The organism is Bradyrhizobium sp. CCGB20, from assembly GCF_024199855.1.
Taxonomy (GTDB): Bacteria; Pseudomonadota; Alphaproteobacteria; order Rhizobiales; family Xanthobacteraceae; genus Bradyrhizobium.
The window spans coordinates 8142020-8162948 of record NZ_JANADN010000001.1 but is presented as its reverse complement, the minus strand read 5'-3'; the positions used below and the strand labels follow the sequence as shown (position 1 = coordinate 8162948).

18 protein-coding genes are annotated in these 20929 nt (G+C 65.3%); 11 read left to right on the top strand and 7 right to left on the bottom strand.

Annotation, left to right across the window (positions count from 1 at the left end; genetic code table 11):
- Positions 1 to 8 precede the first annotated feature (8 nt).
- Complete coding sequence (locus NLM15_RS38335) at positions 9 to 386, bottom strand: tautomerase family protein (protein ID WP_254123152.1); 378 nt, start codon at positions 384 to 386, stop codon at positions 9 to 11.
- A 182-nt stretch (positions 387 to 568) separates the two neighbouring features.
- Here NLM15_RS38335 and NLM15_RS38330 point away from each other — a divergent pair, with 182 nt between their 5' ends.
- Entirely contained in the window at positions 569 to 1168 is a 600-nt protein-coding gene (locus NLM15_RS38330; RefSeq protein ID WP_254123151.1) for a TetR/AcrR family transcriptional regulator, read from the top strand.
- A gap of 142 nt (positions 1169 to 1310) precedes the next feature.
- Here the strand turns inward: NLM15_RS38330 and NLM15_RS38325 are convergent, their stop codons facing one another.
- Both NLM15_RS38325 and NLM15_RS38320 read right to left on the bottom strand, forming a co-directional pair.
- Positions 1311 to 1784 (bottom strand): hypothetical protein, encoded by a 474-nt coding sequence (locus NLM15_RS38325; protein ID WP_254123150.1) that lies wholly within the window; start codon positions 1782 to 1784, stop codon positions 1311 to 1313.
- 11 nt (positions 1785 to 1795) lie between these two features.
- Positions 1796 to 2296: a hypothetical protein gene (locus NLM15_RS38320; protein WP_254123149.1), complete on the bottom strand. Its 501-nt coding sequence runs from the start codon at positions 2294 to 2296 to the stop codon at positions 1796 to 1798.
- Positions 2297 to 2593: 297 nt separating this feature from the next.
- Here NLM15_RS38320 and NLM15_RS38315 point away from each other — a divergent pair, with 297 nt between their 5' ends.
- From NLM15_RS38315 to NLM15_RS38295, 5 genes are all read left to right on the top strand, one after another.
- Positions 2594 to 4276, top strand: coding sequence for a methyl-accepting chemotaxis protein (locus tag NLM15_RS38315; RefSeq protein WP_254123148.1), 1683 nt, complete (start codon positions 2594 to 2596; stop codon positions 4274 to 4276).
- A gap of 194 nt (positions 4277 to 4470) precedes the next feature.
- The gene (locus NLM15_RS38310) at positions 4471 to 7776 is read left to right on the top strand and encodes a carboxyl transferase domain-containing protein (RefSeq protein ID WP_254123147.1); all 3306 of its coding nucleotides are present in this window, start codon (positions 4471 to 4473) and stop codon (positions 7774 to 7776) included.
- A gap of 206 nt (positions 7777 to 7982) precedes the next feature.
- Positions 7983 to 9833, top strand: coding sequence for a sigma-54-dependent Fis family transcriptional regulator (locus NLM15_RS38305; RefSeq protein ID WP_254123146.1), 1851 nt, complete (start codon positions 7983 to 7985; stop codon positions 9831 to 9833).
- A gap of 123 nt (positions 9834 to 9956) precedes the next feature.
- A complete protein-coding gene (locus NLM15_RS38300) occupies positions 9957 to 10844 on the top strand; it encodes a LysR family transcriptional regulator (protein ID WP_254123145.1) in 888 nt (295 codons plus the stop codon).
- A 148-nt stretch (positions 10845 to 10992) separates the two neighbouring features.
- Entirely contained in the window at positions 10993 to 12417 is a 1425-nt protein-coding gene (locus NLM15_RS38295; protein WP_254123144.1) for an FAD-binding protein, read from the top strand.
- Position 12418: 1 nt separating this feature from the next.
- Here NLM15_RS38295 and NLM15_RS38290 read toward each other — a convergent pair whose 3' ends face one another.
- Positions 12419 to 12973 (bottom strand): flavin reductase family protein, encoded by a 555-nt coding sequence (locus NLM15_RS38290; protein ID WP_254123143.1) that lies wholly within the window; start codon positions 12971 to 12973, stop codon positions 12419 to 12421.
- A gap of 57 nt (positions 12974 to 13030) precedes the next feature.
- Entirely contained in the window at positions 13031 to 14128 is a 1098-nt protein-coding gene (locus NLM15_RS38285) for an LLM class flavin-dependent oxidoreductase (RefSeq protein ID WP_254123142.1), read from the bottom strand.
- Between the two features lie 241 nt (positions 14129 to 14369).
- Between NLM15_RS38285 and NLM15_RS38280 the strand changes: the two genes are divergently transcribed.
- The 3 genes from NLM15_RS38280 (at position 14370) to poxB (ending at position 17748) form a co-directional block, all read left to right on the top strand.
- On the top strand, positions 14370 to 15284 hold the full coding sequence (locus NLM15_RS38280; protein WP_254123141.1) for a 2-dehydro-3-deoxygalactonokinase: 915 nt from the start codon (positions 14370 to 14372) through the stop codon (positions 15282 to 15284).
- Between the two features lie 13 nt (positions 15285 to 15297).
- Positions 15298 to 15930 (top strand): 2-dehydro-3-deoxy-6-phosphogalactonate aldolase, encoded by a 633-nt coding sequence (locus NLM15_RS38275; RefSeq protein WP_254123140.1) that lies wholly within the window; start codon positions 15298 to 15300, stop codon positions 15928 to 15930.
- 81 nt (positions 15931 to 16011) lie between these two features.
- Positions 16012 to 17748: a ubiquinone-dependent pyruvate dehydrogenase gene (gene poxB / locus NLM15_RS38270; protein WP_254123139.1), complete on the top strand. Its 1737-nt coding sequence runs from the start codon at positions 16012 to 16014 to the stop codon at positions 17746 to 17748.
- Here the strand turns inward: poxB and NLM15_RS38265 are convergent.
- Entirely contained in the window at positions 17745 to 18110 is a 366-nt protein-coding gene (locus NLM15_RS38265) for a hypothetical protein (RefSeq protein ID WP_254123138.1), read from the bottom strand. The two genes, poxB and NLM15_RS38265, sit on opposite strands and share 4 nt — an antisense overlap.
- A gap of 68 nt (positions 18111 to 18178) precedes the next feature.
- On the bottom strand, positions 18179 to 19087 hold the full coding sequence (locus NLM15_RS38260) for a PaaI family thioesterase (RefSeq protein ID WP_254123137.1): 909 nt from the start codon (positions 19085 to 19087) through the stop codon (positions 18179 to 18181).
- Positions 19088 to 19213: 126 nt separating this feature from the next.
- Here NLM15_RS38260 and NLM15_RS38255 point away from each other — a divergent pair, with 126 nt between their 5' ends.
- On the top strand, positions 19214 to 19531 hold the full coding sequence (locus NLM15_RS38255) for a hypothetical protein (protein WP_254123136.1): 318 nt from the start codon (positions 19214 to 19216) through the stop codon (positions 19529 to 19531).
- 182 nt (positions 19532 to 19713) lie between these two features.
- Entirely contained in the window at positions 19714 to 20928 is a 1215-nt protein-coding gene (locus NLM15_RS38250) for an LON peptidase substrate-binding domain-containing protein (RefSeq protein ID WP_254123135.1), read from the top strand.
- Position 20929 lies beyond the last annotated feature (1 nt).

Genomic DNA, 20929 nt, shown 5'->3' with positions numbered 1-20929 from the left:
TAGCTGCCTCACGCGAATTGCGCGATGCCGTGTCCGACAGACCAGTTCTCTGCGGGAGCATCGAGCACGTTGACGAATACGTCCTCGGGCCGGATGCCTGGATTTTCGCCGAGCAGATGCGCGATCCGGCGATACAGCGCCTTCTTCTGCTCAGGGGTGCGCGAGGCGAACACGGTGATCTGGATCAGCACGGCGTCGTCGCTGCGCTTGACGCCGTAGGCATTGCCGCAGCGGAAGTTCGAGGCGTCATGCTCGCTGATGGTCATGAACTCGTCGCCTTCGGGCACGTTCAGCGCCTCGCGCATGGCGCGATAGAGGCTGTCGAGGATCGCCCGCCGATGGGCTTCCGGCTTTCCAGCGCGCATCGAGATGTGAAGGAGAGGCATTCGCTGGTCCCTTTGCATGCGGGCGCGATCGGCCAGAGCGCATGCGAGCGCCGGCCGTTCGGCCCATTGACGAAACGGGCTATCAATCCCAACTGGTTTTTGACACAGTGTCTAGAAATCATGTTCTTGACGCTGTGTCAAATATCCTAGTGGTCCCGGATTGCCGGGCAGAGGAGTAAAAATTGAGGCCGCGCGAGTTCGACCATGACGACGTCCTGCGCATCGCGTTCGACCAGTTCTGGCGCAAGGGCGTGCGCGGCACCTCGTTGTCGGACATCGCGCGCGACGCCGGCGTCCAGCGCGGCAGCCTCTACAATGCCTTCGGCAGCAAGGAGGCACTGTTTCTCCAGGCCTATGAACGCTATGCGGGCGACTATCTCGTTGCCCTGCAGAAAGTGCTCGGCACGGGCTCATTGCGCAAGCGCCTCACCGCGTTCTTCGACCTGACCATCACAAACTTCCGCTCCGGCACACCGCCGCGCGGATGTCCGACCACGCGCGGCTTGATGGAGCTTGGTGCGGCTGAAGGCGAGGGGCTGGACGAAGATGCGCGCCAGGCGTTTGCCAGTCTCGTTTCGCGCATCACTGTCCTGGTTCAGGATACGTTGTCGGCGGGCGCAGCGCGCGGCGAATTCAACGGCAATCCTGCGGCCGCAGCGCTGCACATCATCACGGTGACGCGCGGCCTCGCCGTGATCGAACGTGCTTTCGGTGATGAATCCCAGCTTCGTAAAATCGCCGCCCACACGATCGATCTCGTGCTCGAGAAGAAGGGCGGCTAGGCCGAGGCGCGAGAACGACGATCCCAGCGGTGGTCGCGCCGGGATCGTCTGGAGGTTTCATGGAGGGCATCGAGCACTGCGTCTCCATGGCGAGGTTGATAGCGCAGAGCGGCTTCAGATGCGAGTAGAACCCATCAAAGCATCAGCACAAGGCAAGCGCGTTGACCGCACGCGTCGCCGCATCGCCGTTCCCGGAACCGACGAACTGGCAGACGATGGATTCCAGCTCGCCCGGTTGGTTGCGGCGCGCGACCGCCAGCAGCCGCATCAATTCCGCCTCGTCCTTCGACAGGCGCTTGCACGATGGCGGCATGAAGCACAGCTCGCACGGCCGGCCGCTGCGCAAAATTCGGACGAGCGCGGCAGCGCGCGCCACCAGCAGCGGACTGTCGGCAATGCCCGGCGCCTCGTCGGCGAAGCGATAGGCCGCTTCCCAGCAATCGGAGGCGCCGGTGGCATAGGCAGCTCCGATGAACCGGAACAGCGACAGCGCGACGCGGCAGAAATCATCGTAGTTCTCGACGTCAGGTCGCGTCGCGAGCGCGGCCTGGAGCGGACAGAGCCGCGACTCGCCGGTCTGTTGGGCTGATGCAGAACCGCACGTATCGTGGCGCATGAATGATCTCGTCAGTGCAATGTGGGGCTTCCGACCAGCCAGCTCTTCATCGCCATCGTGCGGTCCTGGTCGAAAGACCGAACGTGCCGGTCGGGCAGGATGAGGCCGGCCAAGCGGAAGATCGTCGCAAGTCCCCGCACGGGCGCGAGAGCCCAATCGGCGCCGACCGGCGGCAACCAGCTCTCGAACTGTTCGCGCGCGACGTCGATGCGTTCCTGCTGTGCGGCGGCGATCGCGCGCAGGATTGCGTGCTCGCTGTCGGACATCCGCGGACAAGTCGGGCAGTGCACCTCGATGGCCGTATGCGCCGTGCACGCAAAGATCTCGATGATGGCTTCCAGCGAGAGCACGGCATCGCCGACGCGAAAGTGGTCGTACACCTGCTGGATATCGGCTGCGGTCGGAACGGCGCTTCCGCTGCGCGCCTTGGCCCGAAATCCCCAGATGAAGAGCCGCTCCGCCGCGCTCAGCGTGGGAAGGTCGAGGGACCCTGTCGGTGTCGGTTGATGCATTGAGCCTCTGGCCTCTGGCTGCGCTCACGCCAAAGCTGGCGCTGATGATCTGCGCCGATCGTTCCGCCAGAGCCCTCTGCAAGTCAACGCGCGGAGGGGCGATATCGAGGTCTTCTAGTTTTGAAGAGCTCGCATCTCGGATGCAGCCGGCCTCGCCCGGCCCGCGACGCCGTGCGCAGCATGCCGGCGGCATCCCCGCGCAATTTTGCGGGGTTTGGGGAACCCGAATGCTTAAAGCTTTGCTAAGGGGCACGGGATAAACTGGCATATCAGCCCTTCCATTTCTTGCGAGCACCGATGTTTTTCTCCCGCATCAGTTTCAAGCTGGTTCTGATTGTCGGCGTCAGCCTCCTCGGCATGATCGCTCTGGCGCCGATCGCGCTTTCGACCCTGCGCGCGCAGATGATCGCCGACCGCCAGGCCAAGACGCAGCACATGGTCGATGTCGGCTACGGCATCCTGGCGCATCAGCAGAAGCTCGAAAGCGAGGGGAAACTGACGCGCGAGCAGGCGCAGGCCGCCGCGATCGCAGAGATCAAGAGCCTGCGCTACGACAAGGTCGAGTATTTCTGGATCAACGACATGGCCCCGAAGATGGTCATGCATCCGATCAAGCCCGAGCTCGACGGCAAGGATCTCGCCGGGATGAAGGATCCTGCCGGCAACGCGCTGTTCGTCGGCTTCGTTGACGTCGTCAAGAAACAGGGTGCGGGCTTTTACAGCTACCTCTGGCCCAAGCCCGGCTTCGACCAGCCAGTCGGGAAGATCTCCTATGTGAAGGGCTTTGCGCCCTGGGGATGGATCATCGGCACCGGCATTTATCTCGACGACGTCGATGCCGTTTTTCGCCAGAACGCGATGACATTCGGCACCATATGTCTGGTCGTCCTGATCCTGGTACTCGCCTGCTCCTTCGTGATCGGCCGCAGCGTGACCCGGCCGCTCGCGAAAATCACCGCGCTGACCGAGCGCCTCGCCGCCGGCGACAGCGCGTTCGAGGTGCCCTACACTAGCCGCAGCGACGAGGTCGGCGGGCTCGCCAAGGCGCTTGCCGTGTTCAAGGACAATGCGTCGGCGGTCGGCCGCATGCATGCGGAGCAGCAGGAGACGAAGCAGCGGGCCGACGACGAGAAGCGCAAGACGATGGCCGATCTCGCCGGCAAGTTCGAGGCGAGCGTTCAGGCCGTCGTCCGCGACGTCTTCAACGAGGCACGCGCGATGCAGCACGCCGCGCAAGGCATGTCGGAGACTGCGAACAAGGCGACCGACCGCGCGAGCTTCGTCGCCACCGCCTGCCAGCAGGCGTCGAGCAACGTGCAGACGGTGGCCTCCGCCGCCGGCCAGCTGTCGTCCTCGATCATCGAGATCAGCCAGCGCGTCGCGCAGGCAGCAAGTGTGGCCGACAAGGCCGCCACGGACGGTCAGCGCACCAACGACACCGTGCAGGGGCTCGCCGCCGCCGCCCACAAGATCGGCGAGGTCATCGACCTCATCAACCAGATCGCCTCGCAGACCAATCTGCTCGCGCTCAACGCCACGATCGAGGCGGCGCGCGCCGGTGAGGCCGGCAAGGGATTTGCCGTGGTCGCGAGCGAAGTGAAATCGCTGGCGAGCCAGACCGCGAAGGCGACCGACGAGATCGGCGCGCAGATCACCGCGATCCAGGCCGAGACCAGCCAGGTCGTCGGCAACATCGAGAGCATCCGCAAGACCATCATGGAGGTCAACGAGATCTCCTCGTCGATCGCAGCCGCGGTCGAGGAGCAGGGCGCCGCGACGCAGGCGATCGCCCACAGCGTGCGGGAGGCAGCGTCCGGCACCGACCAGGTCTCGCAAAACATCTCCGGCGTCACCGATGCCACGGCGGAAACCGGCCAGGCCGCTGGCCTCGTGCTGCAATCGAGCGGCCGGCTGTCGCAGAAGCTGCAATCGCTGGAGAACGAGGTCAGCGCTTTCGTCGCGGGCGTGCGGGCGGCTTGATACCGCATTGATACCATCTGCCGTGGCATGGATTATTCGCCCCGCCGCGGTGCGTACGGGCAATTGATATTCCGGCCCGCGGGACCGGTCGTCACGACCGGCTTTCCCGCCCTTGACGGCTGCGGCTAAACTGAAGAAGCAGGACCCATCGAACCTGCCGACCCGCGCTTCGTTGCGCGGCATGGAGACGCCGCATGTCGTTCAAGAAACTCCTGATCGCCAACCGGGGCGAGATCGCCATCCGCATCGCGCGCGCAGCGGCCGATGCCGGCATCGCGACGGTTGCGATTCACCCTGCGGACGATGCGTTGTCGCTGCATGTGCGCGTTGCCGATGACGCCGTCGAAATTCCCGGCCGTGGCGCGCGGGCCTATCTCGACATCGACGCGGTGGTGAAGGCGGCGAAGAGCGCCGGCTGCGATGCCGTGCATCCCGGCTACGGCTTCCTCAGCGAGAACGCCGCGTTCGCCAAGGCCTGCGCCGATGCGGGCATCGCCTTCGCCGGGCCGAAGCCCGCCGCGCTCGAACTGTTCGGCGACAAGGTTGCGGCACGGCAATTGGCAAAACGCTGCGGTGTGCCGATCATTGCCGGCACCAGCGGGCCATCGTCGCTGGAAGAGATCACGGCCTTTTTCACGTCGCTCGGCAGCAATGCGGCGATCGTGATCAAGGCGATGGCCGGTGGTGGCGGCCGCGGCATGCGCGTCGTCGAGAGCGCCGCGGATCTCGCGGAAGCCCATGCCCGCTGCCAGTCCGAGGCCAAGGCAGCGTTCGGCTTCGACGGCGTCTATGCCGAGCGCCTGATCCGCCAGGCCCGCCATATCGAGGTGCAGATCATCGGCGACAAGCACGGTGCGATCAGTCACCTCTGGGAGCGCGAATGCACCATTCAGCGCCGGCACCAGAAGCTGATCGAGGTGGCGCCGAGCCCGTCGCTGAGCGAGGCCCTGCGCGGCCGCATTATCGAGGCAGCGAGGCAACTCGCGACGGCGGCCTCCTACGACAATCTCGGCACGTTCGAGTTCCTGGTCGACGGCAGCGCCGAGGACAGCTTTGCCTTCATCGAGGCCAATCCGCGTCTTCAGGTCGAGCACACCGTCACCGAGGAGGTGCTCGGCCTCGACCTCGTCCGTGCCCAGCTCGCGGTCGCGTCCGGCGCGACGCTCGCCTCGCTCGGACTCGCGCAGGCATCCATCCCGAAGCCGCGCGGCCATGCGATGCAGCTCCGCGTCAACATGGAGACGCTGGACGCAACGGGCGCGACCCATCCGACCGGCGGCGTGCTTGCGGTATTCGAGCCGCCGTCAGGGCCCGGCGTCCGGGTCGATAGCTTTGGTTATGCCGACTACAAGACCAGTTCCGCCTTCGACTCCCTGCTGGCCAAGGTGATCGTGCATACGCCGGGCGAAGCCTGGCACGACGTGGTCGCAAAAGCCTCGCGCGCCTTGCGCGAATTCCGGATCGACGGCGTCGTCACCAACATCGCCTTCCTCCAGGCCGTGCTCGCGCATCCCGATTTCAGGACCAACCGCATCGCGACCGATTTCATCGATCGCAACATCGCCAAGCTCGTCGAGGCGGCCGATGGCGCGGCCAAGCCACTGTACTTTGCCGCGACCGAGCGAAGCGGCGGCCAGGGCGCGGAAGCTCTCGTCGCACAAGCCGTGCCCGAAGGCGCGGTGATGGTCGCAGCGCCCCTGCAAGGAACCATCGTCACCATCCAGGTGAAGGAAGGCGAGATCGTGCGCCCGGGCCAGCAGCTCGCCGTGATCGAATCCATGAAGATGGAGCATCTCGTCATGGCCGAGCAGGGCGGGCGCGTGACAAAACTCGTCGCCGGCGACGGCGTCACGCTGATGCATGGCGAGCCGATCATGTATCTGGAACCGCTCGACGTCGCGGCAGATAGCACGGCAACGGAAGCCGATGTCGACCTCGATCACATCCGTCCCGATTTGGCCGAGCTGATCGCACGCCAGGCCAATACGCTCGATGCGAACCGGCCGGCCTCGGTCGAGCGCCGCCGCAACACCAACCAGCGCACCGCGCGCGAAAACGTTGCGCAGCTGGTCGACGACGGTTCGTTCATGGAATATGGCAGCCTTGCGATTGCGGCGCAGCGTCGCCGCCGCAAGCTCGACGATCTCATCAAGAGCACACCGGCCGACGGCCTCGTGATGGGCGTTGCGACGGTGAATGCCGAGAAGTTCGGCCCCGAGGGCGGTCGCTGCATCGTCGTGGCCTATGACTACACCGTGCTCGCGGGCACGCAGGGTCACATGAACCACAAGAAGATCGACCGTATGCTGACGCTTGCGGAAGACTGGCGCGTGCCACTGGTGTTTTATGCCGAAGGCGGCGGCGGCCGGCCCGGCGACACCGACCGGCTCGGCATGACCGGCCTCGACGGCCCGTCCTTCGTGCAGTTCGCAAAGCTCTCCGGCCTCGTGCCTGTGATCGGCGTTGTCTCCGGCTACTGCTTTGCCGGCAACGCCGCGATGCTCGGCTGCTGCGACGTCATCATCGCCACCAGGAACGCCTCGATCGGCATGGGTGGCCCCGCGATGATCGAAGGCGGCGGCCTCGGCGTCTATCACCCGGCCGAAGTCGGTCCGGTCTCGTTCCAGTCCCCGAACGGCGTGATCGACATCCTCGTCGAGGACGAGGAGGAGGCAACAAAGGTCGCGCAAAAATACCTGTCCTATTTCCAGGGCACGGTCACGAAATGGGAGGCAGCCGACCAGCGTCTGCTGCGCCGCGCCATCCCCGAGAACCGACTGCGCGTCTACGACATCCGCAGCGTGATCGATCTCGTCGCGGACACGGATTCCGTGCTGGAGCTGCGCCGCGATTACGGCGTCGGCTTGATCACCGCGCTGATCCGCATCGAGGGCAAGCCGTTCGGTCTGATCGCCAACAATCCGCGCCATCTCGGTGGCGCGATCGATGCAGACGCCGGCGACAAGGCCGCGCGCTTCCTCCAGCTTTGTGACGCCTTCGATCTGCCGATCGTCTCGCTGTGCGACACGCCCGGCTTCATGGTCGGCCCCGAGGCCGAGAAGACCGCGATCGTGCGCCACGTCTCGCGCATGTTCGTCACCGGTGCGAGCCTCACCGTGCCGCTGTTCGGCATCGTGCTGCGCAAGGGCTATGGTCTCGGCGCGCAGTCGATGATCGGCGGTGGCTTCCACGCCTCCTTCTTCACCGCAGCCTGGCCGACCGGCGAATTCGGTGGCATGGGCCTGGAGGGGTATGTCCGCCTCGGTTTCCGCAAGGAGATGGAGGCGATCGCCGATCCCGAAGAGCGCGAGACCTATTATCGCAACAAGGTCGCCGAGCTCTACGCCAACGGCAAGGCGGTCTCGATCGCGTCCGTGTTCGAGATCGACAACGTCATCGACCCCGCCGAGACGCGGCGCTGGATCATGGCAGGTCTGCGGTCGGTACCGAAGCCGCCCGCGAGGACGGAGAAGAAGCGACCGTGCATCGACACGTGGTGAGGGCGGTGCAGCAATCTTAATTCCCTCCGTCATTCCGGGGCGATGCGAAGCATCGAACCCGGAATCTCGAGATTCTCAGGTGCGCAATGGCGCACCGTAGTTCGGCTCTTCGAGCCGCCCCGGATGACGGCGAAATCGGTTCCCGATTGACATCCCCGCCCGTGCTGCCAGACTTTGCACAATAATACAGGGTGGAGACGTCCGCGATGGCCAGCCTTTCGGCCTCGAACCATGTCGCCCGTGTCTTGTCCGTCGCCAATCACGTGGCTGACGTCGATGCCTCTTCGCGCATCGCCGATTCCTGGCGGCGCTGCCTGATCAGCCACAAGCTCGACCCCGCCCGGCAGGGCCCGCCGCAGACGCTGACCGAGGCGGAGGTCCGCAATGTCGCCGAGCCGATGGAGGAGACCATCAGGCTGCTCACGCCCGAGCTCGACGATCTCGCCCGCGTGCTGCGTGACGCCGGCTATTGCGTCAATCTGGCCGATGCGAACGCGACCATGCTGTTCAGCCGCCTGCCGGGCGAAGCCGACGCGCGGACATTCATGGACTGGAAGATCTACACCGGCTCGAATTTTGCGGAAGCCTTCGAAGGCACCAACGGGCTCGGCACGGCGCTCGCCGAGCAGAAACCGATCCTGGTGCATCGCGACGAGCATTTTCGCGCGCAGTGGCACATGTTCTCCTGCGCGGTGGCGCCGCTGTTCGACCAGGCCGGCCGTCTTGCAGGTGCCGTGAACATCACCTCGTGCCGCGAGGATCTCGAACGCGCCGCGCATCAGCTGGCGCTCGCGGTGACGATGGAGGCGACGCGGCGGATGGAGGGCGCGATCTTCCGCGGCCATTTCCGCAACGCCTGGATCGCCACCGTGCCCGGCGATGGCGGCAGCGGCCTGCTCGCCTATGACGACGACCGCCGCATCGTCGGCGCGTGCCGTTCGGCGCGCGCGCTGCTGGGCCTCACCGACGGCTTGATCGCATCCGGCATCGACCTGTCGCGCTATATCAAGTTCGACCATCACGCGGCGCGCGGTGCGGACGATATCGTCGAGCTGCGCCGCGCCGACGGCCGTGCGTTGGGCCATGGCCATGTCGCGCCGCCGCTGCGTGCGAGGTCACCCGCGCCGCGTCGTGAGGCGCCTATCGATCGCTATGACGCGCTGCATCGTCTCGCCGGTCGCGATCCTGGCTTGATCAAAAGTGTAAAACGCCTCAGAAGCATCGGCGATCACAATCTGCCGGTGCTGCTGCATGGCGAGACCGGCGTCGGCAAGGACGTGTTCGCGCGCGCGATCCATGCGGCGAGCAACCGCGCGCGCAACAACTATGTCGCGCTGAACTGTGCGGCGATGCCGGAGAGCCTGATCGACGCCGAGCTGTTCGGCTATGAGGCCGGCGCCTTCACCGGCGCGCGTCGCGACGGCTCAAAGGGTCTGATCGTGCAGGCGGACGGCGGCACGCTGTTCCTCGACGAGATCGGCGACATGCCGATCGCGCTGCAGACCCGCCTCTTGCGCGTGCTGGAAAACCGCGAGGTCTGGCCGCTCGGCGCGCTCAAGCCGGTGCCCGTCGATATCCGCCTGATCAGCGCGACCCATCGCGAGCTCGGCCGCATGGCGGAGCAGGGCGCCTTCCGCGCCGATCTCTATTTCCGCCTGCGCGGCATGGAGGTACGGTTGCCAAGCTTGCGCGAACGCGCGGACCGCGACGACATCATCCGTCAAATCGCGAGCGAGGAAGCGCCGAACTGCAGGCTCTCGGCCGAGGCCTGGGCGCAGCTCGCGGCCTATCCCTATCCCGGCAACATGCGCCAGCTCCGCCACGTGCTGCGGCTCGCCGGCTGCACGGCGGAAGATGGTGTCATCGCGGACACTGATCTCGATCTGCCGCCATTCGGCGGAAGGGCGGCAGAGCCTGATCTCGAAGCTGCCGAACGCGCGACGATCGTCGAGGCCCTGCGCAAGCACGGCGGTCGCGTCACTGAAGCGGCGCGCGCACTCAAGCTCAGCCGCGCCACGCTCTATCGCAAGATCAAGCAACTGAAGATCTCGATCTAGTGAGCTCGCGGGCTGCTGTCGGAACCCGGACGCCGCTCGGCTCTTGATCGATTCTCGTGGATCAGGCGGCAAACGCGTCGCCCGGAACATATGTCCCGAGGGTTCGAGAGAGGAGAGCGCTCGATGGAGGAGATCGAAGTCTTCCTGGCCGTCATCGAGGCCGGCAGCCAAACGGCCGCCGCGCGGCAACTGGGCCGGTCATTGCAATCGGTGAACCGCGCACTGTCCGCTCTGGAACAGAGCGTCGGCGTCGAACTGGTGCGGCGAACCACGCGGCAATCGGTGGCGACCGAAGCGGGGCTGGCGTTCTATCGCCGTGTGAGGCCGGCCTTTACGGAGATCACCGAAGCGCGTCTCGAAGCGACAAACCGGCGCGTCGAGCCCTCTGGACTTCTGCGGATTGCCGCACCGGTCCTGTTCGGATCGACCCATGTGGTGCCTGTTGTCGCCGAATTCATGGCGCGCTTTCCGCAAATCGAGGCCGACGTCAACATGTCGGACCAGCCTGTCGATGTCGTCGGCGATGGCTTTGATCTTGCCGTCCGGATCAGGGAGTTGCCGGACTCCTCGCTGAAGACCCGGCGGTTGGGAGAGCTGCGCACGGTCGTCTACGGAGCACCTGCCTATTTCGGGTCTCACGGCCGTCCGCATCATCCTCATGATCTCACTAATCATCAATGCATCCTGCGCAGGACCGGTCGGGGCGAAGCCGACATATGGCGATTTCAGATCGACGGCAGCGCGGCGACCGTGCAGGTGAACGGCCGCTTTCACACCGACAACATGACGGCTGCACATACCGCCGCCCGTCATGGCCTTGGTGTCGGATATGGCCCGTTCTGGCAGATCCGCGATCTCGTCGATCAGGGCGCATTCGAAATCGTGCTGGAGGCTTTCGAGGCGCCGCGAACGCCGGTGCGTGCCGTGTTTCCGCCAAGCGCGATACCGCCTGCCAAGACACATCTCTTCGTCGATCTCCTGGCGGAGAGGCTGAAGCACGAGCGGCTTTGACGGCAACGACGCGCGCGACGGGGACGCGCCATTCTCTCGATTAGCGGGAATGTCTATCCCGCGATGCGCCAGTTGTCGCGGCGGGCGGTCGATCGCAGATTGAGGTGCAGGGGCCCATCCGCCCGACGAGGGCGCGGAGGACTGCACCATGACTCCCGATCGACGGACACTTTTGCACGCCGGCGTCAGCGTCACCGCGACGCTGGCTTCCGCCACCTTTGCCGGACAATCGCCGGGCTCGCCCGAGCCTCAGCCGCTCAAAACCTTGCCTTTAGACGACGCGGAATCCCGCGCAGCCGCCGCGCAGGATTTTGGCCACATCATTCAGAGGCAGCCACGGGTTGTCTGCAAACCCAGGTCGAGCGCCGAGATCGCCGACATCCTGCGCTGGGCAAGGCAACAGGAGCTGAAGGTCGCGGCGCGCGGGCAGGGGCATGCCACTTACGGCCGGGCCATGGCCGAAGACGGCATCGTGATGGACCTCAGCGCGCTCACGGCGATCCACCGGGTCGAACCGGATCGTGTCGTGGTCGATGCCGGTGCGACCTGGCACGCGGTGCTGGAGGCGACCCTGGCCAAAGGGCGCGCGCCGCCGGTGCTGACCAACTACCTTGGCCTGTCCGTCGGTGGCACGCTCGCCGTCGGCGGGATCGGCGGGTCTTCGTCTCGCCACGGTCTGCAGACCGACCAGGTTTGGGAACTCGACATTGTCACCGGCGAGGGTGTGGAGCTGACCTGCTCTTCGACCGGGCATGCCGAGCTCTTCGATGCCGTTCGGGCCGGGCTCGCGCAGTGCGCCATCATCACCAGAGCAACACTTCGATTGATGCGCGCACCAGAACGCGTCAGGCGTTATCTACTGCACTATACCGATCTGGATTCACTGACCGTCGATCAGCGGCGCGCCCTGGGCGACGCGCGCTTCGATCAGTTGCAGGGCGCTGTCGTGCCCGATGGCGCGGGCGGCTGGCGCTATCAGATGGAAGCGGGCGTGTTCTATGACAGCAGCACGCCTCCCGACGACAAGGCCTTGCTGGCGGGCCTGGCCGACAAGCACGAGATCGTCTCCGACCTGACCTTCGGCGATGACGCCAATGCATTTGCCAAGCTCGAGAAGCTGCTGCGGTCAAACGGCCAATGGTTCAATCCGCATCCCTGGCTGCTGACCTATCTACGCGGCAGCAACGCGCTGGCGGTCGCCAACAAGGTCATTGCCGGGTTGAACAGTGATGATCTCGGCCCGTTCGGGCGGATCACCTACTATCCGATGTTCACGGGCACCTGCCGTACGCCTCTGCTTAGGCTGCCCGACGAACCCGTCGTCTTCCCGTTCAATCTCATCCGCATTCCGGCATCGCCAGACAAGGCGAATGCGGACCGGCAGGTCGCGCGCAATCGTGCAGTTTACGATCGCATTCGCAGCGCCGGCGGCATGCTGTATCCGGTCAGCGCGCTTGCGATGTCGCCACCGGATTGGATGGATCATTTCGGCCCGAGATGGCCGCTGCTGCGCGAGGCAAAGCACCGTCACGATCCGGGCGGCATTCTCACGCCCGGATATGATCTGTTCTAGATCAGGAGAAGTCGGTCCAGCTCAGATGACGGGCATCGAGGTCGCCGAGCGACGCGGTCTCACGGATTTCCTGCGGGGTGTGGAAATGGCCGCGCAGATAGACCAGCGGTTTCGCGACGGCCGAATGCGACGCGCTGCGGACCTCGCCGACGAAGATCGAATGCGTTGTCGTCTCGAACTCCTGGGCCAGCACGCAGTCGAAGGCCGCGACCGCATCCGTCAGCACCGGTGCGCCGGTCACCCCGCGCGTCCATTGCCCGAACGCAAAACGGTCGTCGCCGTTGACGCCCTTCTGGCCGCTGAAGGTCAGCGCCAGCCCGGCGTGATCCTCGTGCAGGAAGTTGATCGCGAAGGCGCCCTCCTCGCGGATCCGCGCATGTGCGCTGGCGTTGCGGTTGACGCAGACGATCAGCGACGGCGGATTGTCCGACAGCGAGCAGGCCGACGTCACCGTCAGCCCGGTGCGCGTGCCGTGCTCGGCGCCGACCGTCACCAGCGCGACCGCGCCGGCGCATTGGCGCATGGCCTGCTTGAAATCCTTTGCGTCGACGCTCACGCGGAAATCTCCGAAATGAATGCGGGTGCGGCAGATTCGCGCCGCACCCGCCTCGGGTCAAGCTGCCTTCTGCGCGGAGCCGAGATGCTTCAGGCGCGGCATCACCTCGTTCTTCAGGAGCGAGAGCGAGTGGTGCCAGGCTTCCGGCTTGTGCTTGTAGTCGAAGCCGAACACGCAGAGCACGCCGAAGCCGCCAACCTCGTCATAGATCTTCTCGATCTTCTCGGCGACGGTCGCGGGCGAGCCGACGACCCAGTTCCGCTTGGCGCAATATTCGACGGTGACGTCGCTGTCGGGCACGTCGGGCGCGTGCTTCAGATAGTCCTTGAAGCCGAAATGGCCGAGCAGCGGCAGGAAGTACTCACCCATCATCCGGCCCATCATGTCGCCGGTCGAGAGCTTCCAGGCCTCCTCATCGGTGTCGGCGACGAACACCTCGCGCACCAGCCGCCAGTCCGCGCGGTTCGGCTTGCGGCCGGTCTTGGCGGCACCGATTTCCACGGAGTCCCAATGGCTGCCGACATAGGCCGGATTGAGGTTGAGGCTCATCGGAATGAAGCCGCGCTCGCCGGCGAGCTTGAGGGTGTCCGAGTTCTTCGACAGCCCGGCAACGCCGATTGGCGGATGCGGCGCCTGCAACGGCTTGATGTGGGGCTTGAGGAAGTCGAACATCGTGTCCGGCTTGGTCACCGTCCAGAACTTGCCCTTGTAGGTGAAGGGTGCGGGATCAGACCAAAGCTTCAGGATGATCTCCAGGGCCTCGCGGGTCATGTCGCGGTTCTGCCCGCTCATGCCGTCGACGTTGAACATCGCCCAGTCGCTCGGGAGCCCCGATGCCGCAACGCCGAAATTGAGCCGGCCTTCGGAGAGATGATCGAGCATCGCGACGCGGTTGGCGAGTTCGGCCGGGTGATGGTAGGGCAGCAGGAAGCCGCCCGGTCCGATGCGCAAGCGCTTGGTCTGCATCAGTGCCTGTGCGATCAGCAGGTCCGGCGTGGGATTGGGTTCCCAGGGCGCGGTGTGGTGCTCGCCGATCCAGGCTTCCTGATAGCCGAGCTCGTCGAGCCAGCGCAGGACCTGCAGGTCCCAGTCGTGTCCTTCCTTCAGGCCGCATTCCGGCGGATGCGAAGGCATCGTGAAATAGCCGATCTCCATTGGGTTTCCTCATCTGATGTTGACGCGTCTTGTTGCGCGTTCCTGGACTTGAACAAGATGGCTTTAGCAAGCGGTGTGCCACCGCTTCGCAAGCGGTGTGCCAGCGCAGGCTGCGCCTCAGACCCGCGAGAAAAGGCTGGTTTGCGGCGGCAATAGCCGATATCCCGGGGCGGATTTGAAAAGGGGCCGTCTCATTGTCGCGAGACGGCGTCTTGCCGGTGAGACGAGGATACAAGTCGAGATGACCGAACCCGCCTATGTCGCGGTGGACTGGGGCACCAGCAGCTTCCGGCTCTGGCTGATCGATCGCGCCGGGAAGGTGCTGGCCGAGCGCCGCAGCAACGAGGGCATGCTGGCCGCGGCCAAGGCCGGCTTCCCCGCCGTGCTGCACTCGCATCTCACGGCTGTCGAGGCGCCCGAGCATCTGCCGGTCCTCGTCTGCGGCATGGCCGGTGCCAAGACCGGCTGGGTCGAGGCCGGCTACGTTGATACGCCGGCGCCACTCCCTGCGGTCCTGAAGCAGGCCGCCCGCGTGCCGGGCGAGGTGCGCGACGTCCGCATCCTGCCGGGTATCGCGCAGCGCGACGCCAGGGCGCCGGACGTGATGCGCGGCGAGGAAACACAGCTGCTCGGCGCGCTCGGCTTTGATGCCGCCGGCGAGGCGCTGGTCTGCATGCCCGGCACGCATTCGAAATGGGTGCGCGTGAAGGATGGCACGGTCGCGCATTTTTCCACCTTCATGACGGGCGAGCTCTTCAGTGTGGTCTCGCGCGAGACGATCCTGTCGCTCGCGGTCGCCGGCGCCGACGACGCCGAGGATGTCGCGAGCTTCAAGGCGGCCGTGAAAGCCGCGTACGAAGCGCCTGCCTTTGCGGCCAATCTCCTGTTCGGCGCGCGGTCGCGGCAGCTCCTGTTCGGCGGCACGCCGGCTGCCGCGCGCGAGACACTGTCGGGCACGTTGATCGGCGTCGAGCTGGCGGCGGGGCTCTCCGGCACTGTGCCGAAAACAGGCATCACGCTGATTGCCTCGGGGCGGCTCGCGATGCTGTACCGGCTCGCTTTCGATGCGCTGTCGGTCACTGTGCAGCCGATCGATGCCGATGAAGCCGTCCGCCGCGGCCTGTCGATGGCGGCTGCAGCGATCTGGACGAAGTAGAAGGATCTTTGAGATGAGCGTTCCCTTTCCGCCGATGAAGCGGCCGCTGGTCGCGATCCTGCGTGGCGTCAAGCCGGAGGAGACCGAAGCGATCGTCGGCGTGCTGATCGAGGCCGGCATGACCGCGATCGAGATTCCCCTGAACTCGCCCGATCCGTTCCGTTCGATCGCGACCGCTACGAAGCTTGCGCCGGCCGAGGTGCTGATCGGCGCCGGCACGGTGCTCAGCACCGCAGATGTCGATCGTCTCAACGATGTCGGTGGCAGACTGATGGTCTCGCCGAATGTCGACACCGAGGTGCTGGCGCGCGCGCACCAGCACGGCATGGTGACGTTGCCGGGCGTGTTCTCGCCGACCGAGGCTCTGCTTGCCGCGCGCTCCGGTGCGTCGGGCTTGAAGTTCTTTCCGGCGAGCGTGCTTGGCGCATCCGGCATTGCCGCGATCAGCGCCGTGCTGCCGGCCGGCGTGATGATCGCCGCCGTCGGCGGCGTCTCCGACCAGAATTTTGCGGAGTATATCAAGGGCGGCGTAACCGCTTTCGGGCTCGGCTCCAGCCTCTACAAGCCCGGCATGTCGGCGGCCGATGTGGCTGCTCGCGCGAAATTGACGATCGCGGCGTATGATCGGGCGATTGCGAAAGACTGAACCGGCAATAAACAAGCCGTGATGACGTCGCGGTCGTGCGTTATCCTATCTTGCTGCTACCGGTGAGATCAGGAGACCGACATGGCGATCAACAACGTGGCCGATCTGTTCGTGGCAACGCTCGAGCAGGCCGGCGTCAAGCGCATCTATGGCATCGTCGGCGACAGCCTGAACGCGATCACCGAGGCGCTGCGCCGCCGCGGCACCATCGAATGGATTCATGTCCGGCACGAGGAGGTCGCGGCATTCGCCGCTGCCGGCGAAGCCGAGATGACGGGAAGCCTCGCGGTCTGCGCGGGCTCCTGCGGTCCGGGCAATCTGCACCTGATCAACGGCCTGTTCGACGCGCATCGCAGCCGCGTCCCCGTGCTGGCGATCGCGGCGCAGATCCCGTCGGCGGAGATCGGCGGAGGCTATTTCCAGGAAACCCATCCGCAAGACCTCTTCCGCGAATGCAGCCATTATTGCGAGCTGATCTCGGATGCGAGCCAGCTTCCTTTCGTGCTGGAGAACGCGATCCGTGCAGCGGTCGGAATGCGCGGTGTTGCGGTCGTCGCGATGCCCGGAGACGTCGCCTTCCGCGCCGCACCCAAGCGCGCGCTGTCGACGACGCGCGGGCTCGCACTGGCGATGCCAAAGGTTGTGCCGCAGGCCGACGAACTGAAGGCGCTCGCAGATCTTCTCAACGGCGCCGAGCGCATCACCCTGTTCTGCGGTCGCGGCTGTGCCGGCGCGCACGCGCCGCTGATGCAGCTTGCGGAGACCTTGAAGAGCCCGATCGTGCATGCGCTCGGCGGCAAGGAGCATGTCGAATACGATAATCCCTACGACGTCGGCATGACCGGCTTCATCGGCTTCTCCTCGGGCTACGCCGCCATGCACGCTTGCGACGCGCTCGTGATGCTCGGCACTGATTTTCCCTACAAGCAGTTCTTCCCCAGCGATTGCCAGATCGCGCAGATCGACATCCGCCCGGAGAATCTGGGACGGCGGTGCAGGATCGATCTCGGCCTCGTCGGCGACGTCGGGCTCACCATCGAGGCGCTGCTGCCGCTGCTCAAGCCCAAGACGCAACGCAAGCATCTCGACGATGCCATCGCGCACTACAAGAAGGCGCGCGAAGGGCTGGACTCGCTTGCGAAGGGCACACCGGGAGCTAAGCCGATCCATCCGCAATACCTGGCAAAAGTCATCAGCGACCATGCGTCGGACGATGCCGTGTTCACCGCCGATGTCGGCACGCCGACGGTGTGGGCCGCGCGCTATCTCGACATGAACGGCCGCCGCCGGCTGATCGGCTCCTTCGTGCACGGCTCGATGGCCAACGCGATGCCGCAGGCGATCGGCGCGCAGGCCTCGCAGCCCGGTCGTCAGGTGATCTCGCTGTCGGGCGACGGCGGCTTCACCATGCTGATGGGCGACCTGATCACGCTGACGCAGATGAAGCTGCCGGTGAAGGTGGTGGTCTTCAACAACGGCGTGCTCGGCTTCGTCGCGCTGGAGATGAAGGCCGCGGGCTTCGTCGATACCAATGTCGATCTGGAGAACCCGGACTTCGCGGCGATGGCGCGCGCGATGGGCATCTTTGCCAGGCGCGTCGAAGATCCCGGCGAGCTCCCGGGCGCCATGAAGGAGATGCTCGCGCACAACGGGCCGGCGCTGCTCGACGTCGTCACCGCCAAGCAGGAGCTGTCGATGCCGCCGACCATCACGCCCGAGCAGATCAAGGGTTTCAGCCTCTGGGTCTTGCGTGCAGTGATGAACGGCCGCGGCGACGAGGTGCTCGACCTCGCGAAGACGAACCTGCTGCCGCGCTAGCCGCGCTTCACCGATGGCGCGGGCAGCCGCTCGTGGCGGTGCTGGAAGCGTTGCCAGTGCAGCACGATGCCGATCAGCAGGGCCGGGACGAAGCCGAGTGCGATCAGGAAATGCGGCAGCTGCGTCGGCGAGATGAACGCAATGGCGATGTCGGAGATCAGCCAGAGCGCCGCGAACATCACCGCGAAATCGGTGCGCGGGCAGCGCAGATAGTAGAACACGGCGGTGATGACGATGGCGGGCCCGATCGCGATGCCGATCATCACCGCCGTCAGCTCCTTCGGCGTCAGCGCGTCGAGCACCATCGATGCCAGCAGCCAGAGCGCGGCGAACATGGCAATGATGTCGAGCGGATGCCGCAACCCAATACCTCTCGTGAGGGACGCGCTATCGTTGTGGCCCGGCCCCCGCCCGTCAAGGGAAAATACGTCTATTCCTCGTCGCTTCCGGGCGTTGGCCGCAGCATGAAATGGCCGAAAGCGGTGGCGATCGGCTTGTTCGCATCGTCCTGCCAGGCCCGCGCCTCGAAGGCCACGATGCGCCGGCCCTGTTTCACGATCGACACGTTGGCAACTGTGTCGAGCGCACGGCCGGAACGTAAATAGTTAACGGTGAGCCCGATCGGCTTGGGCAGCGCAGCGATGCCGAGCTCACGCCTCACGCCGAGGATCGCGGTGGTCTCGAGGAAGGCGCCGGTCATGCCGCCATGGATCGCGGGCAGGATCGGATTGCCGATGATCTTCGGCGAGAACGGCATCGTCAGCGTGCCGTCGTCGTTGACGCGAATGCCGAGGCAGCGCGCGAACGGGCTGCTCGCGAACGGGCCGTCCGGATCATCGGGCGCCTCAAGCATCGGGATGCTGCGCGAATCCATCCTGCGGTCCGCCAGCATGTTGGTGCGGTTGGCGCCGATCATGAAGCACGCGGTCGCGGTCGCGACCGGATCGTCCTCGGATTCCTGGTAGGCGGTGGAGCGTACGAAGGCGATCGAGCGCGTGGTGCGATAGCAGACCGAATGCGCCTTGATGTCGAGGCCGGGCGTTGCCGGCTTCTGATAGTCGATGCGCAAGTCCAGCGTTGCGATCGCGCGCGTGCCGTCGAGCGCAAGTTGCACCGCCATGCCGCAGCTCTCGTCCAGCATCGCGGTGACGACGCCGCCATGCAGCACGCCGGTCTCGGTGTCGCCGACGAAGACGGGGCGGTAGGGCAGGCTGGACCAGGCCTCGGCGGGTGCGAAGCGGTCGAGCTGGAGCCCGCTGATATGGCCGTAATCGGAGCGGCGGCCCTTGATCGCCTCGGCGAGTTCCTCGAACGGGAGTGTGGTCGGAGTGCTGGACATGGCAACGTTGTAGACCAGTGTCGGGCGTCGCGCAAAACCCCGAACGGGGCCGGTTTGGCCTCGACAGGGCGGGCCGAAGCAACGATGGTGGGCGCTTCGTCCGTCGACTAGCCGTAAGGAGTGCCCATGGCCGACCCCGAAACGCCCGCGACCAATCAGGGGCCCGTCACCATTTCGAGCTCGAGCTCGGAACGGGCGCCGATCATCTATTTCGACGGCGCATCCTGCTTCGGCCATCACAACGGTGCGATCCAGATCGAGCTCGCTGCGAACCTGCTGATGCCGGTCGGCGCCGCCGTCAGGGTCGACGTGGTCCAGACCGCGCATCTTCGTTGCAGCGTGGCCGCCGCGCTGGCGCTGCGAGAGGCACTCGACAAGGCACTTGCGATGTACCGGCAGGGCCAGCAGCAGCCGACAGAGGAGATTCCGGCGATGAAGAATTGAGATCGCAATTGACAGCCATTTGTCTTTGCGCCACCTTTCTTGCAGGTTGATACGACCTGCCGGTTGCCCCCTCCGTGGAATGGTGAACGTATCGAGCCCTGATCGGCCCCCTTTGCCCGAGCGACCGGGTCAGCAACGCAACCGCCTGACACACCTGGATCGCTCATGCAGAGGACGAACCGATGCGCGATTTTCGCGATGCCAAGGCTATGGCGCAGACCCTGCGCGAATCCCTGACCACCAAGACTGTCACGATCAGCCACAGCGAGAGCCTCGAACTGGTGTCGAGGATGCTGGGCGTTGCCGACTGGAACACGTTGTCGGCGATACTTCATACCGAACGCCGCGAGACGGCTGCGCCGGCGGTCAAGCTCAAGAGCTCGACCGCGATCTATCCGGCGATCCCCTTGCGCGATTTCGTGCCGTTTCCGAGCGCGACGTTTCCGCTGTTCGTCGGGCGCGAGAACACGGTGCTCGCCCTCAATCATGCGTTCGAGGGCGCACGCGAGCTGGTCTGTGTGATCCAGCGCGAATCTGCCGTCGACGATCCCCGATTGTCCGATGTCTACGAGATCGGCCTCCTGTCGCAATTGCTCGAACTTGAACCGCTCGAAAATGGCACGTTTAAGGTGCTGGCGCGCGGACTTCGGCGTGTCGCGCTACGCAGCTTCGCGACTGAGGCGCGCGCTTATCAGGCAGAGGTCGTTGACGTCAGCGAGGGCGCGGTCCGTGATGCCAGGGATCTGATCCGGAGGATCTATCAACGCTTCCAGGATTACACGGCGGCTCATGGAATTCTGATGCCGGACCTCTGGCTGTTCTTCGATCAAACCCGTGATGCCGGGCAGATCGCCGATACCGTCGCGACGCGGATGAAGTTGCCCATCAAGGACAAGTACGAGTTGTTGGCGACGCTCGATCCCATGAAACGGCTCGAACGGATCGATGCGCTGCTCGACCTGTCGCAACGGCCGGTCTCGGCAGACTATGCGGCCACGAAACGGCGGGCGCTTGATGATGCTGACCGGCGCCGCCATCAATACGCGACGCTTGAGCATTTGCTGCTGGCCCTGACCGAGGATGCGAAAGCGTCCGCCGTGATGCGCGCCTGCGACGCCGATCTCGACAAGCTGAGGCAAAGCCTCGTGCAGTATCTCGACAACGAACTCAAGCACACCGTGATCGAGACCGGACGTGCCGAGCCGACGGCGGCGTTCAGGCGTGTCGATCAGCGCGCCGCGTTCCTTGCCCAGGAGGTCGGGTATCCTGAGGTCACCGGCGTCAATGCGCTTGTTGCCCTGTTTGCCGAAACGCGAAGCCCCGCGGCGCGCCTGCTCGCCGAGCATGGCGTGTCGCGCGGACGTGCGGACAAGGCGATCGGGCGAGGTGTTGGCTAGG